15 protein-coding genes and 3 tRNA genes are annotated in these 14,433 nt (G+C 66.0%); 10 read left to right on the top strand and 8 right to left on the bottom strand.

Going from position 1 to position 14,433, the window contains the following annotated elements:
- Positions 1 to 39: 39 nt before the first annotated feature.
- Positions 40 to 1,233, bottom strand: coding sequence for an elongation factor P maturation arginine rhamnosyltransferase EarP (gene earP, locus BDI24065_RS35985; protein WP_175035180.1), 1,194 nt, complete (start codon positions 1,231 to 1,233; stop codon positions 40 to 42).
- A gap of 76 nt (positions 1,234 to 1,309) precedes the next feature.
- On the opposite strand from earP, the gene uvrC reads away from it, so the two are divergent.
- The 6 genes from uvrC to BDI24065_RS35955 all read left to right on the top strand — a co-directional run bounded on the left by uvrC (position 1,310) and on the right by BDI24065_RS35955 (position 6,103).
- Positions 1,310 to 3,343, top strand: a complete 2,034-nt coding sequence (uvrC, locus tag BDI24065_RS35980; protein WP_175035179.1) for an excinuclease ABC subunit UvrC — start codon at positions 1,310 to 1,312, stop codon at positions 3,341 to 3,343.
- 90 nt (positions 3,344 to 3,433) lie between these two features.
- A complete protein-coding gene (pgsA, locus tag BDI24065_RS35975; protein WP_034186518.1) occupies positions 3,434 to 4,021 on the top strand; it encodes a CDP-diacylglycerol--glycerol-3-phosphate 3-phosphatidyltransferase in 588 nt (195 codons plus the stop codon).
- Positions 4,022 to 4,156: 135 nt separating this feature from the next.
- Positions 4,157 to 4,232, top strand: a tRNA-Gly gene (locus BDI24065_RS35970).
- A 52-nt stretch (positions 4,233 to 4,284) separates the two neighbouring features.
- Positions 4,285 to 4,360 (top strand) — tRNA-Gly (locus BDI24065_RS35965).
- 100 nt (positions 4,361 to 4,460) lie between these two features.
- A tRNA-Cys gene (locus BDI24065_RS35960) sits at positions 4,461 to 4,534 on the top strand.
- Between the two features lie 318 nt (positions 4,535 to 4,852).
- Positions 4,853 to 6,103 (top strand): DUF1835 domain-containing protein, encoded by a 1,251-nt coding sequence (locus BDI24065_RS35955; protein WP_175035178.1) that lies wholly within the window; start codon positions 4,853 to 4,855, stop codon positions 6,101 to 6,103.
- 279 nt (positions 6,104 to 6,382) lie between these two features.
- On the opposite strand, the gene BDI24065_RS35950 is transcribed toward BDI24065_RS35955, so the two are convergent.
- Entirely contained in the window at positions 6,383 to 6,931 is a 549-nt protein-coding gene (locus tag BDI24065_RS35950; protein ID WP_175035177.1) for a GNAT family N-acetyltransferase, read from the bottom strand.
- A 58-nt stretch (positions 6,932 to 6,989) separates the two neighbouring features.
- Positions 6,990 to 7,610, bottom strand: a complete 621-nt coding sequence (locus BDI24065_RS35945; RefSeq protein WP_175035176.1) for a helix-turn-helix domain-containing protein — start codon at positions 7,608 to 7,610, stop codon at positions 6,990 to 6,992.
- 141 nt (positions 7,611 to 7,751) lie between these two features.
- Here BDI24065_RS35945 and BDI24065_RS35940 point away from each other — a divergent pair, with 141 nt between their 5' ends.
- Both BDI24065_RS35940 and map read left to right on the top strand, forming a co-directional pair.
- Complete coding sequence (locus tag BDI24065_RS35940; RefSeq protein WP_046545260.1) at positions 7,752 to 7,988, top strand: ParD-like family protein; 237 nt, start codon at positions 7,752 to 7,754, stop codon at positions 7,986 to 7,988.
- Positions 7,988 to 8,794 (top strand): type I methionyl aminopeptidase, encoded by an 807-nt coding sequence (map, locus tag BDI24065_RS35935; protein ID WP_089455851.1) that lies wholly within the window; start codon positions 7,988 to 7,990, stop codon positions 8,792 to 8,794. The genes BDI24065_RS35940 and map overlap by 1 nt, the downstream gene beginning before the upstream one ends.
- Before the next feature lie 154 nt (positions 8,795 to 8,948).
- Here map and BDI24065_RS35930 read toward each other — a convergent pair whose 3' ends face one another.
- Together BDI24065_RS35930 and BDI24065_RS35925 are read right to left on the bottom strand one after the other, a co-directional pair.
- Positions 8,949 to 9,452 (bottom strand): GAF domain-containing protein, encoded by a 504-nt coding sequence (locus tag BDI24065_RS35930; protein WP_175035175.1) that lies wholly within the window; start codon positions 9,450 to 9,452, stop codon positions 8,949 to 8,951.
- Between the two features lie 102 nt (positions 9,453 to 9,554).
- A complete protein-coding gene (locus BDI24065_RS35925) occupies positions 9,555 to 10,472 on the bottom strand; it encodes a LysR family transcriptional regulator (protein ID WP_175035174.1) in 918 nt (305 codons plus the stop codon).
- A 109-nt stretch (positions 10,473 to 10,581) separates the two neighbouring features.
- Here BDI24065_RS35925 and BDI24065_RS35920 point away from each other — a divergent pair, with 109 nt between their 5' ends.
- Positions 10,582 to 11,454 (top strand): pirin family protein, encoded by an 873-nt coding sequence (locus BDI24065_RS35920; protein WP_175035173.1) that lies wholly within the window; start codon positions 10,582 to 10,584, stop codon positions 11,452 to 11,454.
- Positions 11,455 to 11,584: 130 nt separating this feature from the next.
- On the top strand, positions 11,585 to 12,070 hold the full coding sequence (locus tag BDI24065_RS35915) for a GNAT family N-acetyltransferase (protein ID WP_011351433.1): 486 nt from the start codon (positions 11,585 to 11,587) through the stop codon (positions 12,068 to 12,070).
- A 22-nt stretch (positions 12,071 to 12,092) separates the two neighbouring features.
- On the opposite strand, the gene BDI24065_RS35910 is transcribed toward BDI24065_RS35915, so the two are convergent.
- Genes BDI24065_RS35910 through BDI24065_RS35900 form a run of 3 tightly spaced genes read right to left on the bottom strand, consistent with a single transcriptional unit; the run spans position 12,093 to position 14,070 of the window.
- On the bottom strand, positions 12,093 to 12,965 hold the full coding sequence (locus BDI24065_RS35910; protein WP_175035172.1) for a cytochrome c oxidase assembly protein: 873 nt from the start codon (positions 12,963 to 12,965) through the stop codon (positions 12,093 to 12,095).
- Between the two features lie 10 nt (positions 12,966 to 12,975).
- Positions 12,976 to 13,422, bottom strand: a complete 447-nt coding sequence (locus tag BDI24065_RS35905; RefSeq protein ID WP_175035171.1) for a copper chaperone PCu(A)C — start codon at positions 13,420 to 13,422, stop codon at positions 12,976 to 12,978.
- Positions 13,423 to 13,434: 12 nt separating this feature from the next.
- Positions 13,435 to 14,070, bottom strand: a complete 636-nt coding sequence (locus BDI24065_RS35900) for an SCO family protein (protein WP_175035170.1) — start codon at positions 14,068 to 14,070, stop codon at positions 13,435 to 13,437.
- Positions 14,071 to 14,433: the final 363 nt, after the last annotated feature.

Genomic DNA, 14,433 nt, shown 5'->3' with positions numbered 1-14,433 from the left:
AAAAGCGAGCGCTTGCCTGGTCAGCCGTCGGATAACCGCTTATTTTAACTGAGATTTTGCGAATTCCGCCAGCTTTCCGGCGAGATCGCCGACGGCCGCGAGCGCATCGGCCCAGCGGGCGGCATTGGCGTCCAGTGCGGCGCGGTGTTGCCAGAAATCGGCCCAGTCGGGCGTGCCGACGCCGTTCCATGCGTGCCAGAACCGCTCGAGCGCGATGCGCGGCGCGGCGGCGAGGCCGGCCGACAGGTGCGCGAGTGCGGCGTCGAGCTTCGGCAGATGCACGTCGTCGGCCTGCGGGTAGATGTGCCACACGAACGGCTTGCGGGCCCACTGCGCGCGGACGAACGAATCCTCGCCGCGCACGAAATTGATGTCGGCCGCCCACAGCAATGGGTCGTAGTCGGCCTGGGGGACGAACGCGAGCCCATGCGCAGTCAGGTTGCCGCTGCTCGCATGCGTGCCCGCGCCGAACGACTCGACCCCGAAAAAACGTGCGACGGCCGGCGACACGCGGCCGGCCGGCACGAGTGCAACGACCGGCGTCGGGCCGTCGCGCCACTGCGCGAGCAGTGCGTCGACGGCCGGATTCTCGTACGCGAACAGGCTGACGACCGTCGTGCCGGGGGGCGGCGGCGCGCCGCCGGTCGCGCGCCGCCACCAGGCGTCGTGCGCCGCCGCGTCGGTTTCGAAGGCCGTGCGGCGCGCATCGAGGTCGTGTTCCTTCAGGACGCCGCCGGTGCCGGCCGACAGGCCTGGGAAGTAAAACGTCTTCAGCAGCGGGTAGCGCGGATGCGGCGACGGCCGCAGGTGGAAATCGGCAACCCAGTCCTCGGCGCTCAGGTATTCGAGGTTGATCCACACGGGGCGCCGTGCGCGGCGCGCCATCGCCGCGAGATATGCGCCGGGCAGCTCGCACGCGAACGCTTCGATCACGACATCGGCGATCTCCAGCGCGTCGCCGACTTCCGCGTGCCAGTGCTCGATCACGATCGCGTCGACCGTCTGCCGCCCCGCGTCGGGATCGACCCCGGGCACCAGGCGCGCGAACGTGCGCAGATCGTCGACGAACAGGCGAACCTGCCAGCCATGCTCGTGCGCGAGCTGGCGCGCGACGCGCCAGCAGACGCCGATGTCGCCGAAATTGTCGACCACCGTGCAGAAGAGGTCGCAGGCGATCGGTTCGCCCGGCGCGAGCGGCGCGGCGGGCAGGGGGGCAGCGGTGGTGCGGGGCATCGAAGCGGGCCGGTGAATGCTCTAAACTGGCGATTCTAATAGACCCGTTCCGCGTTACAAGGCGCCCGGATCACGCATGACATCCCCTGAAGCTTCCGATACCCCGTTCGAACCGAAGAAGGTCCTTGCGCAGTTGCCGCACATGCCGGGCGTCTATCGCTATTACGACACGGCAGGCGCCGTGCTTTATGTCGGCAAGGCGCGCGACCTGAAGAAGCGCGTATCGAGCTATTTCACGAAGACGCAGCTGTCGCCGCGCATCGCGATGATGGTCACGCGCATCGCGCGCATCGAGACGACCGTCACGCGTTCGGAGGCCGAGGCGCTGCTGCTCGAGAACAACCTGATCAAGGCGCTCGCGCCGCGCTACAACATCCTGTTTCGCGACGACAAGTCGTATCCGTACCTGAAGCTCACCGCGCACCGTTTTCCGCGGATGGCTTACTACCGCGGCTCGGTCGACAAGCAGAACCAGTATTTCGGGCCGTTCCCGAGCGCCTGGGCCGTGCGCGAGAGCATCCAGATCCTGCAGCGCGTGTTCCAGTTGCGCACCTGCGAGGATTCGGTCTTCAACAACCGCACGCGGCCGTGCCTGCTGCACCAGATCGGGCGCTGCACGGCGCCGTGCGTCGGCGCGATCTCCGACGAGGATTACGCGATCGACGTGTCGAACGCCGCGCGCTTCCTGCTCGGCCGGCAGTCGGAAGTGATGAAGGAACTCGAGCAGAAGATGCACGCGTTCGCGGCGGAGCTGAAATTCGAGCAGGCGGCAGCCGTGCGCAACCAGATGAGCTCGCTCGCGACCGTGCTGCACCAGCAGGCGATCGAGGTCGGCAGCGACAGCGATGTCGACATCCTGGCTGTCGTCGCGCAGGGCGGGCGCGTGTGCGTGAACCTCGCGATGGTGCGTGGCGGCCGGCATCTCGGCGACAAGGCGTATTTCCCGACGCACGTCGAAAGCGCGCTGACGCTCGCCGAGGGCGGTATCGGCGACGAGTCCGAGCTGGCGGAGGCGGCCGATGCGGCAGCTGACGTATTGCCCGACCTGCCCGCGGAAGAAGCCGGCCGCACGCGTGGCGACGCGGCGGCGTCGGTCGAGGCCGAGGTGCTCGACGCGTTCATCGCGCAGCACTATCTCGGCAATCGCGTGCCGCCGGTGCTCGTCGTGAGCCATGCGCCCGCGAGCCGCGACCTGCTCGAGCTGCTGTCCGAGCAGGCCGGCCACAAGGTGTCGCTGGTGCGGCAGCCGCAAGGGCAGCGGCGCGCGTGGCTGTCGATGGCCGAACAGAATGCGCAGATCGCGCTTATGCGGCTGCTGTCCGAGCAGGGTTCGCAGCAGGCGCGCACGCGCGCGCTCGCGGAGACGCTCAGCTACGAATGCGACGATCTCGCGATGCTGCGGATCGAATGCTTCGACATCAGTCATACGATGGGCGAGGCGACGCAGGCGTCGTGCGTGGTCTACCACCATCACAAGATGCAGTCGGGCGAGTACCGCCGCTACAACATCACCGGGATCACGCCGGGCGACGACTACGCGGCGATGCGGCAGGTGCTCACGCGGCGCTACGAGAAGATGGTCGAGCAGGCTGCGCAGGCGGCTGCCGTGGACGATGCGGCCGGCATCGACGGCGAGTCGACGCGCAAGGCCGAGGCATCGAGCCTGCTGCCGAACATCGTGCTGATCGACGGCGGCAAGGGTCAGGTCGAAATCGCGCGCCAGGTATTCACCGAGCTCGGTCTCGACACGTCGATGCTGGTTGGCGTCGCGAAAGGCGAGGGGCGCAAGGTCGGCCTCGAGACGCTCGTGTTCGCGGACGGCCGCACGCCGCTCGAACTCGGCAAGGAAAGTGCCGCGCTGATGCTCGTCGCGCAGATCCGCGACGAGGCGCACCGCTTTGCAATCACCGGCATGCGCGCAAAACGCGCGAAGGCGCGCCAGACGTCGCGGCTCGAGGAGCTCGAGGGGGTCGGCGCGAAGCGCCGGCAGCGGCTGCTCGCGCGGTTCGGCGGGCTGCGCGGCGTCGTTGCCGCGAGCGTCGAGGAACTCGCGAGCGTCGAGGGCATCTCGCACGCGCTCGCCGAGCAGATCTACAAGCAGCTTCATTGACGCGGCCGTGCGGCCGGCTGCCTTGCCAGCGTTCTTGTGGCAGGCCGGTCGACACGGCACAATTGCGAATCCTTTACTGTCCCGCATGCCATGCCGTTCAATTTCCCGATTTTCCTGACGTGGGTACGGATCGTGCTGATTCCGCTCGTCGTCGGCGTGTTCTATCTGCCGGACACGGTGATGGGCGGCGCGCACCGCAATCTCGCGGCGGCGGCGATCTTCATACTCGCGGCGCTGACCGACTGGTTCGACGGCTATCTCGCACGCAAGTGGAACCAGACGTCGTCGTTCGGCGCATTTCTCGATCCGGTGGCGGACAAGCTGATGGTGACGGCCGCGCTGCTGATTCTCGTGCAGATTTCGCGGGTCGACGCGGCGATTGCGCTCGTGATCGTCGGCCGCGAAATCGCGATTTCGGCGCTGCGCGAGTGGATGGCACAGATCGGCGCGTCGAAGAGCGTCGCGGTGAACCAGCTCGGCAAGTTCAAGACCGCCTGCCAGATGGTCGCGATTCCGATGCTGCTGTTCTACGGGCCGCTGCCGCTCGGTGTCGTGACGATCGACACGCGCGTGTGGGGCGAATGGCTGATGTATCTCGCGGCGGTGCTGACGATCTGGTCGATGCTGTACTACATGAAGCTCGCATGGCCGCAGATTCGCGAGCGCGGCGGCGCGTGATACGTCCGGTCGAGCAGGTTTTTGGAAAAAGGGCTGGAAAAGCCCTTGACACACGAATGTGCCTTAGACATAATCTCGCTTCTCCGCTGCACGACGAAGTAAGTGTGTGACGGGGAAGCAGTAGCGCAGCAATACGCGGGAGTAGCTCAGTTGGTAGAGCGCAACCTTGCCAAGGTTGAGGTCGCGAGTTCGAGACTCGTCTCCCGCTCCAGATTTTTCTGGCAGCGTGTTGTACGGCAAAGCGCTGCAGATGCAGGACACATGCGGGAGTAGCTCAGTTGGTAGAGCGCAACCTTGCCAAGGTTGAGGTCGCGAGTTCGAGACTCGTCTCCCGCTCCAAGTAATGGGGAAGCCACGCTTCCCTTTTTATTTGATGGACTGTCGGTCCTCGAATAAAAAATCTGTCGCTTGCCTCACGGCATTCGCACAGTCCGCTTTTGGCGCGATAGCAAAGCGGTTATGCAGCGGCCTGCAAAGCCGTTTAGGCCGGTTCGACTCCGGCTCGCGCCTCCAAGTAGAAAGAGAAAAAGCCCCGCTTCGGCGGGGCTTTTCTTTTTTCTGCTTCGATTTCTCACTTTCGTTCCGCCAGGAAAGTCGCCCAAGCGGATCGCTTGCGCGCGACGCGAAAATCAGTGATGTCCGGATGAGCGCGTCGCGTGCAATCGACCGGACGGCGATGCGGAAAAAAATTTTGCGCGTGTGGTACATTCGGCGGCGGCGTATCACCACGCCTCCACTCTGCGGAAAGGGTTCACACCCAGGTCGAGCATTTCACCGCATGTTCATGCGACTCCCAGCCGATAAGCGGATACGGCTGCCTCTGGAGATCGTATGCATCAAGATCCTCGCGCCAAGGCGCAAAACGGTTACATCGACCTTGTCCGGCAGCGCAAGCGTGCCAAGCAACTTCTCAAGCAACTCCAGGCGGGAATTCCGGTTGGCGGGCAGAGCGAGAATCTGCGACGTGCAGCTTCCCCCGTGCTTGCTGACGCCCAATGGCTGATCGCACGCGAATTGGGATTCGCCAGCTGGCCGAAACTCAAGTCGCATGCGGATGCAGTCGAATTCGCCGCACGGCATCCGCAATTTGCCGCCAATGACACGTCCGATACCCAGCACTGGCGTTGTGGAAACGACATCGCGCATAGCCTGGGCGTAGCCGGCTTTCGCGGGGAATTCCACGTGTTCGCCGATCCGTACTGCATGGGCCCCGTTCCCAGGCTGTCGCTGGAGGTGTTCATCGACACGCGCTGCGCGTTCATCAGCCAGTGCTTCGGCATCCCGTTGCCGACGGTTCGACAGCGTGCGCTGACCGAGTATGGCGCGTTGTCGAAGCTGTCCCGGGCCAGGCATGCCGTACTGTGGTGTGAAGCGGATGCGTACGATCAGCTTTTCCTGATCGCGGTTCTTGCCAACATGACGGGGCGGCCGGAATCGTTGGAACTGGTCGAGATCGACAGCGTGCCGGGCGTCGATCGATTCGTCGGCATGGGGCAACTGGCGCCACAGGTGCTTGTATGGCTTTGGCCGCGCCGCCGTGAGCTGACCGACGACGCGTTCTCGCTTGCACGCGAGGCCTGGGACGCCTATCGCGATGCGACTCCGCTTGCCTGGGCGGCGCTTTGCAAGGAGGCGAGTCCCAGTCTTCCGCTGCTGGCCCCGGCACTGAAACGCCAGTTGCAGGAGTTGCCGTCGGTACGTGATGGCCTCGGCCTGACGGAAAGGCTCGCCCTGGAGATCATTCGTGACGGTGACGGGCTTGCTTTGTCGCAGGTGTTTGCCGAGTTGAACCTGCGTCGCGATCCGCTGCCGTTCCTGGGTGACGCGATGTTCCATGCGACGATGCGCCCGCTGATCGAAGGCAGTTTTCCGCTGATCGAGATGCATGATGAACTTCCCGGGCGCGAAAGGTGTATCGCTGGCCTGACCCCGCTTGGCGAGCAGGTGCTGCAAGCAAAGGCGAATTGGCAGGATCACTGCGACGTACCGCGCTGGGTAGGTGGTACGCAGATACTGCCGCGCAGCACCCACTGGGCCCTGGACGACAACTTCACACCAGTACAGCGCCGTCGTTTCGACTGATTGCCGTTCGCGATAACCATGTCCGACCGCCGGCAATCACCGCATCGCGGATGCGGAAGTTTTTGTCCGGGTGAGTGGGTGTGGCGTTGATCGGGTCGAGTCGGTTGCATGTGTTCGGCGCCACGAGCCATGGCGTGGCGTTCGGGGCAGGGCGACTCTGGCTCGTGCTTCCAGAAAAAAAGCCCCGCTTCGGCGGGGCTTTTCTTTTTTCGGCGGATGAGGCGGGACTCTCGAACACGCTCGGACCATGCGATGTCGCTCGTCCGTCGCGATATCCGCTCAACCATCCACCGGCTGCGCCGGTGTTTCGAGCGTCAACTGATAGAACGCCGCGTCGAGCCACCGGCCGAACTTGAATCCCGCCTGCGTGATCGTGCCCGAGTGCACGAATCCCAGTTTCGTATGCAGTGCGATGCTTCCCGCATTGGTCGCATCGATGCAGCCGACCACCACGTGCACCTGCGCTACCTGCGCGCGCCGGACCACTTCGCGCAGCAGCACCTCGCCAAGCCCGCGGCCGCGCTGGTCGCGATGCACGTACACGCTGTGTTCGACCGTGTACTTGTAGGCGGGAAACGCACGGAACGTGCCCCAGCTTGCGAAGCCCAGCAGTGTGCCCGACGCGTCGACCGCGCCGATGACCGGGAAGCCGCCCGCGCGCTTCGCCGCGAACCACGCGACCATCGCTTCCGGCGGACGCGGCTTGTAGTCGTACAGCGCGGTCGAGTTCGCGATCGCATCGTTGAGGATTTCGAGGATGGCCGTTGCATGCTCGGCCTCGCTGCAATCGATCAGGCGCACGTCGTCGCGCTGTTTCGGGGAATTCATACCGGCTCCTGTGGGCAGTAAGTGGGGCGCGCGCACGGCTGCTGCGACGACGCGTTCATCAGAGGTTCCGCACGCCGGCGGCGGACGCATCGCAGATCGCGACGACATAGCGCGCGGCATGCTGCGACGGATTGCTGAAAATCAGCGGCTGGTCGAGCCGCATGGCCAGGCAGTCGCCTTCGTGAAGTTCGTGAAGCGCGTCGCCGAACGTGACGTCGACGCGGCCGCTGATGACCCACACCTGCTGATGCAGCGCGCTTTCGCGCCCGCCGCTGTCGTACGCGACGCGTGCACCGGGCGGGAAATCCACCTCGACGAGCTGGATCGGCGACGGCCAGCCAGCCGGGGAGAGGTTGCGGCGCACATAGCCGGACGCCGGGTCTCGCCACTCGGCCTGCTGCGCGCGGCGTGCCAGCGGCTGCGTGGGTGTGTCGTCCTGATCGCCGCCGAACAGCCCGGCCAGCGATACGCCGAGCCCCGCCGCGAGCTTGTCGAGCACGACGGCCGTCGGGCTGGCCGATGCGCGTTCGATGAGCGAGATCATCGAGCGGCTGACGCCGGAGCGCGCGGCCAGCGCATCGAGCGTGTAGCCTCGCACGGTGCGCAGGTCGCGCACGCGTCGGGCAATGCGTTCGTTGATGCCGGTGTCGTCGGCAATGGCGGCGGTTGATTCTTTCATGATGGATTTATTTTCCAGCAAACTGGAATTCGATGTCAACGAAATTGGCGGCCGACGGCTCGACGGAATCCGAATGGCTTGCCCGGCAGTCGTGCGCAGCGTAATATACGAATCGACTACGTTTCGCTTAATTGGGGATATATGGGCATCATCAAGATTTCCGAGCACATGCACGAGCGGCTGCGCTCGACCAGCACGGCGCTGAGCCGCTCGATCAACGCGCAGGCCGAACACTGGCTGCGCGTCGGGATGCTGGCGGAACTCAATCCGGCGCTGTCGTACGGCGACATCTGCAGGATGCTGATCGAGGCCGAAGCACGGGGCGGTGAAGCGGGGCCGGCGGAACCGGTCGAGCACGGCATCGAGCAGGTGGCGTAATGGCGAAGCGAGAAATCCCGATCCGCGGTGCCGCGGAAATCGCCAAGTCGCGCGAAGCCGCGAAGCTCGCGTCGCAGGTGCTGACGATGATTACCGAACACGTGAAGCCGGGCGTCACCACCGACGAGCTGGACGTGCTCTGCCGCAACTACATCGTCGACGTGCTCGGCGCGATCCCGGCCAATATCGGCTATCACGGCTACCCGAAAACCGTGTGCGCGTCGGTCAATCACGTCGTGTGCCACGGCATTCCGACGTCGCGGCCGCTGCGCGACGGCGACATCGTGAACCTCGACATCGCGGTGATCAAGGACGGCTGGTTCGGCGATACGAGCCGCATGTATTTCGTCGGCGAACCGAACGAGCTCGCGCGTCGGCTTGTCGCGACGACCTATGAGGCGATGCACGCAGGCATCCGCGCGGTGCGCCCGGGCGCAACGCTCGGCGACGTCGGCTACGCGATCCAGCAGGTCGCGCATCGCGAGGGATTCAGCGTGGTTCGCGAGTACTGCGGGCACGGCATCGGCGATGTCTATCACGACGAGCCGCAGGTGCTTCACTATGGCCGCCCAGGCACCGGCGTGCCGCTCCGGCCGGGGATGATCTTCACGATCGAGCCGATGCTCAACGCGGGCAAGCGCGATACGCGCATGCTGGCGGACGGCTGGACCGTCGTCACGAAGGACCATTCGCTGTCGGCGCAATGGGAGCACATGGTTGTGGTGACGGAGACGGGCTTCGAGGTGCTGACCGAGGATGCGAAGCCGCAGGCGTTCCCGGTGCTGTCCGGCACGCACGCCGCGTGACACCTGTAATGCGCCGCGAAGGGCGGTTGCGGCGGCACAGTGAAACGGGCCCCTTTGCGGGGCCCGTTTTGTTTTCGTTCGAGGTCGCGCGACGCGATTTACGCGCGAACGCGGCGGCCGGCTGCTCGGTGGCGGAACGCGGCCTGTCCGCCGCTCAACCGCGCGCCTTCTGCCATGCGGATTCGACGAACACGCGGCACAGCGCTTCCATCCCCTTGCGGTCTTCGTCGTCGAAGCGTGCGGCGACCGGGCTGTCGACGTCCCACACGCCGATCAGCGTGCCGTCGGCGGCCACCAGCGGCACGACGATTTCCGATTCCGACGCCGCGTCGCACGCGATATGGCCGGGGAAATCATGCACGTCGCGCACGACCTGCGTTTCGCGCGTCTGCGCGGCCGTGCCGCACACGCCCTTGCCGAGCGCGATCCGCACGCAGGCGGGCTTGCCCTGGAACGGCCCGACCACGAGTTCCGTCCCGTCGAAGAAGTAGAAGCCGGCCCAGTTGAGATGGTCGAGCGAGTGGTAGACCAGTGCGGCGAAGTTGGCCGCGTTCGCGGTCAGGTCGCGTTCGGACTCGACGAGCGCGCGCGCCTGCTCGACGAGCGTCGCGTATTGATCGGCCTTGGAGGCGTTGGGGTCGTTGGACAGCGTGAACATGGCGGGAAAGCGATCAGGGTTGGGGAATGCGCGATGCGCGTACCGCAGTCTACGGCACGCGCGCATGGTTTGCAGTGCCCGGTTGCGGGTGACGCGGCGCGCTCAATCGGGTTCGAGTTCGGCAAACCGCTCCGCCAGGAAATCGAGCAGCGCGCGCACCGCGGGCAGTAATCCCCGGCGCGACGCGAACACCGCATGCACGATCTCGCGGCGCGGCGCCCAGTCGGGCAGCACGGTCACCAGCTCGCCGCGTGCGACCTCGTCGCGCACCATCATCGTCGGCAACTGCACGATACCGACACCTGCGACGGCCGCCGCGCGCAGCGCGAGCATGCCGCCCGTCACGAAGCGCGGCTGGTGGTGGATTTCCGCGTGAGCGCCGTCGGGCCCGCGCAGCCGCCACACGTGCGCGGACTGCGGGGCGCCGTGATCGAGGCTTGGCAGGCGCGCGAGATCGGCGGGAACGGTCGGTGCGCCATGCTCGCGCAGCAGCGCGGGGCTCGCGACGAGACATTGGCCGCGCTCGGCCAGCACGCGCAGCGCGAGATCGCTGTCTTCGAGCGGCGGCGGGCGCACGCGGATCGCGACGTCGATCCCTTCGCCGACCACATCGACGCGCCGGTTGGTCGCTTCCAGATGAATCTCGACGCGCGGGCACGCGACCATGAACGCGGCGGTCATCGTGCCGACCAGCGAATCGAGCAGCACGATCGGGCAACTGACGCGCACGATGCCGCGCGGCTCCTCGTGCAGCAGCGCGATCGCTTCGTCGGCCGCATCGGCCTCGACGAGCATCGCGCGACAATGCGCGTAATAGGTCTGGCCGACGTCGGTGACCGTGAAGCGGCGCGTCGAGCGCTGGATCAGCCGCATCCCGAGCCGCGCCTCGAGCAGCGCGATGCGGCGGCTCAGCTTCGATTTCGGCATGTCCAGCGCCCGCCCGGCCGGTGCGAAGCCGCCGTGTTCGACGACCTGCACGAAGTAATAGAGATCGTTCAGATCTCGCGCTTTATCGTTCATGAAATGGAACGCTGAGTGCGATTTTGGCAGTCTACCGGATCGATCGTTCCACCACTATATTTCTACCCAGGATGCGAAACACGTGTTTCGCCGCAATTCGGAGAAGGCAATGAAGAAGATCCAGGGTGTGTACAGTGCGCCGCGCGGCCATTGGGTCGGCGACGGTTTCCCGGTGCGTTCGATGTTCAGCTACCAGTCTCACGGCGCGCACCTGAGCCCGTTCCTGCTGCTCGATTACGCCGGCCCGACCACGTTCGAGCCGGGCTCGGCCTCGGCACCGCGCGGGGTCGGCCAGCACCCGCACCGCGGGTTCGAGACGGTGACGATCGTCTATGACGGCGAGGTCGCGCACCGCGACTCGACCGGCGCAGGCGGCGTGATCGGCCCGGGCGACGTGCAGTGGATGACGGCCGCGAGCGGGATCCTGCATGAGGAATTCCACTCGGAAGGGTTCACGCAGCGTGGCGGCCCGCTCGAAATGGTGCAGCTGTGGGTGAACCTGCCCGCCGCGGACAAGATGGGTGCGCCCGGCTACCAGACGCTGCTGAACGCCGACATCCCCGTGGTCGAGCTGCCGGACGGCGCGGGCCGTGCGCGGATCATCGCGGGTGAGCTCGACGGGCGGCGCGGCCCGGCCCGCACGCATACGCCGATCGACGTGTGGGATGTGCGGCTCGTGGCCGGCGGCCATGCGCGGTTCCCGGTCACCGAAGGGCGCACGCTCGCGGTGGTCGTGCTGAGCGGTACCGTGCAGGTGAATGGCGAGACGGTCGCCCGCGAAGCGCAGTTCGTGCAGCTCGGCCGCGACGGCAGCGACGTCGAGATCGAAGCGAACGGCGACGCGAAGCTGCTGATCCTGAGCGGCGAACCGATCGACGAACCTGTCGTCGGTTACGGGCCGTTCGTGATGAACTCGCAAGCGGAGATCCGTACCGCGATCGAGGACTTCAACAGCGGTCGCTTCGGTCAGATGCCGGCATGATGGACAGGCCCCGCGCAATGCGGGGCTTTTTTTGCGTGCGGGCAGCCGATCGCGCGGCGAGTGCGCTTCGAGGCATAATCGACGGTTGTCCCGCGCGCCGGCCGGCGCGCCTGAATCATCAGGACCGACCATGAACGCATCCGCCGCATCCCCGAGCGCCGCCGATCTCGACTGGCGCTGGAAATCCTTCGACGCACTGACGGCGCGCGAAGTCTATTCGATCCTCGAAGCACGCAGCGCGGTGTTCGTCGTCGAGCAGAACTGCGTGTATCGCGACATCGACGACGCGGACCAGACCGCCTGGCACCTGGCGGCATTCGATCCGGCCGGTCGCGTGGCCGGCTATCTGCGCGTGCTGCTGCCCGATGCGCAGAACACCGACGTGCGCATCGGCCGTGTACTGACGACCGCCGCGTTTCGCGGCGCGGGCCTCGGCAACGGGCTGCTGTCGCGCGCGCTCGAGCATATCCGCGCGCAGTGGCCGGATACGCCGGTGAGCCTGCATGCGCAGGCCCACTTGCAGCGCTTTTACGGGGCATTCGGCTTCACGCCGAGTTCGGACGTGCACGACGAGGACGGCATCCCGCACGTGTGGATGAGCAGCGCACGCGCGTAATGCGCGATGCGCCGTGCAGCAGTCAGTGCGCGGCGTGTGCTACCGGCGGCCGGGCTGCGCGCTGCGCCGCGGCCCGTTCATCGATCAGGCGGCCACGGGCGGACAGCCGCAGCCAGTGCCGCAGTGCGATCAGCGCGCCGATCACGCTCATCATCGAGCCGGGAATCCACAGCAGCAGGCCGCCGATCTGCTGGTCGCGCAGCGGGCTCAGCCACGTGAACGCACGGCCGCAGATCGAGTAGATCGGATACAGCTCGTGCGGTGTGAAGAAGATCAGCGCGCCGAGCGCGATCTGCGGCGGGATCGCCGCGACGACGATCAGGATCCGGCGGCCCGGCGACAACCGCGCGGGCGGCGCGGGACGCGGATCGACGACGAGCCACCAGAACAGCAGCCCGTCGATCACCATGCTCCAGTTCATCACGCGATAGAGACGCCAGTCGAGCATCGCGATGAAGTGGATCGGCGACAGTAGCCAGAAATAGATCAGCCCGACGAACAGCACGACCGCGACGACGGGATGGAACACCACGTCGAGCGTCGCGCGCACGGGCGCCCACGCGAGCGCGGGGCGCACGAAACGTTGCCGCCAGCGGAACGGGATGCCCGCGCGAATCGCCGCGCCCGGATAGGACAGTGCGATGAAGAACGGCCCGAGGTGGTGCAGCACGAGGTGCTGTGCGCGATGCAGGAAGAACTCGTGCTCGAAGAAATAGTCGAGCCGCGTATGCAGCGCGATGTAGAGCGCCGTCAGCCCGAACCAGAACGAGAACTGCCGCAGCGGCGACACCTTCGCCTTCTTCACGCCGCGCGCGAACAGCACGGCAGCGGTCAGCACCGCGATCACCACGGTGGGCGACGGTTCCCACGGATCGAGCCAGTACAGGACGTTCATCGCGCGCGCATCACTTTGTCTGGGCCGGCGACTTCACGGCGAACGGCGCATCGACCGTTTCACCGTCGGAGAATTTCAGGCGCAGGTGCACGGTGTCGCCCGGCTTGATCGCGTGCTTCGGTTCCTCGAGCATGAAGTGGTAGCCGCCCGGCGCGATGTCGACCTTGCCGCGCGCGGGGATCGTCAGCTTGTCGACCATTTCCATCTTTTGCGTCGAGCCGTTCGAGACGGTCTGGTGCAGCATCGCCATCCCGTAGTCGGGGCTGTCGACGTCGACGAGATCGACCGGCTTGTCGCTCGTGTTCACGAGCGTCACGTAGCCGCCGGCCGGCAGCTTGTTCGGCAGCCAGCGCACCCACGCGTTCTGCGCGGTGATCGCGCCGGCGGCATACGCGTGAGCGCCTGCGCACAGCGCGGCGAGGAGGGCGAGCGTCTTGAGGGTCGTCTTCGTTTTCATGTCGGGATGAATTCAGGTCGTGGAGGCGGTGTCGATGATCCGGCGCACATCGGCGGCGATGGCGTCGGGCGAGTCGCGATCGGTCGCAAGCAGGCGCGCGCGGCCGCTCGCATCGAAGATGTAGACAGCCGAGCTGTGCGTGACTTCGTAGCCGCCCGACGGATCGCGCTGTTCCATCTGGTATGCGACGCGATAGCGCTTCGCGAGCGATTCGATCTGGCGGTCGGTGCCGGTCAGGCCGCGCGCATGCGCGGCGTCGAACGCGGCGACATACGATTGCATCGCCTGCGGCGTGTCGCGCGCAGGGTCGACCGAGACGAACAGGATGCGCACGTTGTTTGCCTGCGGGCCGAGCTTCGCCAGCACTTCCATCAGCCGCGCCATCGTTTCGGGGCAGACATCGGGGCAGTGCGTGTAGCCGAAGTAGACGAGCGCGACCTGGCCGTGGAACGCATCGGCGTCGACGGGATGGCCGTCGCCGCCCGTCAGCGTGAACGACAGGTCGGGCAGGTGGCCGGTAACGTTGGTCAGGTTCCAGCGCGGCTCGTCGTGCGTGCACGCGGCGAGCGCCACGGCGGCGGCGAGGGCCGCGGCCGTGCGGATGAGGCGGGAGAAGCGCCAGTGCGGCGCGGGACGGGCAGACGACATCTTAGGGACTGTTTCCATATGGAACGCGCATGCGTTGCCACGAGAACGGCCGCTCGCGAGGCGCGCGACGCTGCGAATACTGACGTATTCGCAAGGAGCGCAACGCGGCGAGCGGCCGTTCTCGTGGCAACCCCAAATTAAAAAAAATCATGTCACGGGAATGCCCGAAATCGCCCGTATGACGGCGTCGCTCGTCGCTTGTTTGGCTCGGCCAAACGGCGCTCCTTACTCCTTGCCCTACGAGCGATTTCGGGCATTCGCATGTGCGTTCCATATGGAAACAGTCCCTAACAGGCTGTTGAATTTGGGAACGGTGTAAACGGGCTTTGCGAGCGGTGCGTTAGAGATATCGTGTTCATGACC

The sequence above is a fragment of the Burkholderia lata genome (assembly GCF_902499025.1).
In the GTDB taxonomy this organism is placed as follows: Bacteria; Pseudomonadota; Gammaproteobacteria; order Burkholderiales; family Burkholderiaceae; genus Burkholderia; species Burkholderia lata_C.
This window is presented reverse-complemented; position numbering and strand designations above follow the sequence as displayed.

What these genes read in the sequence shown, in the direction of transcription:
- earP (WP_175035180.1), bottom strand. Translation starts at nt 1,233, where the DNA reads ATGCCCCGCACCACCGCTGCCCCCCTGCCCGCCGCGCCGCTCGCGCCG.
- uvrC (WP_175035179.1), top strand. Translation starts at nt 1,310, where the DNA reads ATGACATCCCCTGAAGCTTCCGATACCCCGTTCGAACCGAAGAAGGTC.
- pgsA (WP_034186518.1), top strand. Translation starts at nt 3,434, where the DNA reads ATGCCGTTCAATTTCCCGATTTTCCTGACGTGGGTACGGATCGTGCTG.
- BDI24065_RS35955 (WP_175035178.1), top strand. Translation starts at nt 4,853, where the DNA reads ATGCATCAAGATCCTCGCGCCAAGGCGCAAAACGGTTACATCGACCTT.
- BDI24065_RS35950 (WP_175035177.1), bottom strand. Translation starts at nt 6,931, where the DNA reads ATGAATTCCCCGAAACAGCGCGACGACGTGCGCCTGATCGATTGCAGC.
- BDI24065_RS35945 (WP_175035176.1), bottom strand. Translation starts at nt 7,610, where the DNA reads ATGAAAGAATCAACCGCCGCCATTGCCGACGACACCGGCATCAACGAA.
- BDI24065_RS35940 (WP_046545260.1), top strand. Translation starts at nt 7,752, where the DNA reads ATGGGCATCATCAAGATTTCCGAGCACATGCACGAGCGGCTGCGCTCG.
- map (WP_089455851.1), top strand. Translation starts at nt 7,988, where the DNA reads ATGGCGAAGCGAGAAATCCCGATCCGCGGTGCCGCGGAAATCGCCAAG.
- BDI24065_RS35930 (WP_175035175.1), bottom strand. Translation starts at nt 9,452, where the DNA reads ATGTTCACGCTGTCCAACGACCCCAACGCCTCCAAGGCCGATCAATAC.
- BDI24065_RS35925 (WP_175035174.1), bottom strand. Translation starts at nt 10,472, where the DNA reads ATGAACGATAAAGCGCGAGATCTGAACGATCTCTATTACTTCGTGCAG.
- BDI24065_RS35920 (WP_175035173.1), top strand. Translation starts at nt 10,582, where the DNA reads ATGAAGAAGATCCAGGGTGTGTACAGTGCGCCGCGCGGCCATTGGGTC.
- BDI24065_RS35915 (WP_011351433.1), top strand. Translation starts at nt 11,585, where the DNA reads ATGAACGCATCCGCCGCATCCCCGAGCGCCGCCGATCTCGACTGGCGC.
- BDI24065_RS35910 (WP_175035172.1), bottom strand. Translation starts at nt 12,965, where the DNA reads ATGAACGTCCTGTACTGGCTCGATCCGTGGGAACCGTCGCCCACCGTG.
- BDI24065_RS35905 (WP_175035171.1), bottom strand. Translation starts at nt 13,422, where the DNA reads ATGAAAACGAAGACGACCCTCAAGACGCTCGCCCTCCTCGCCGCGCTG.
- BDI24065_RS35900 (WP_175035170.1), bottom strand. Translation starts at nt 14,070, where the DNA reads ATGTCGTCTGCCCGTCCCGCGCCGCACTGGCGCTTCTCCCGCCTCATC.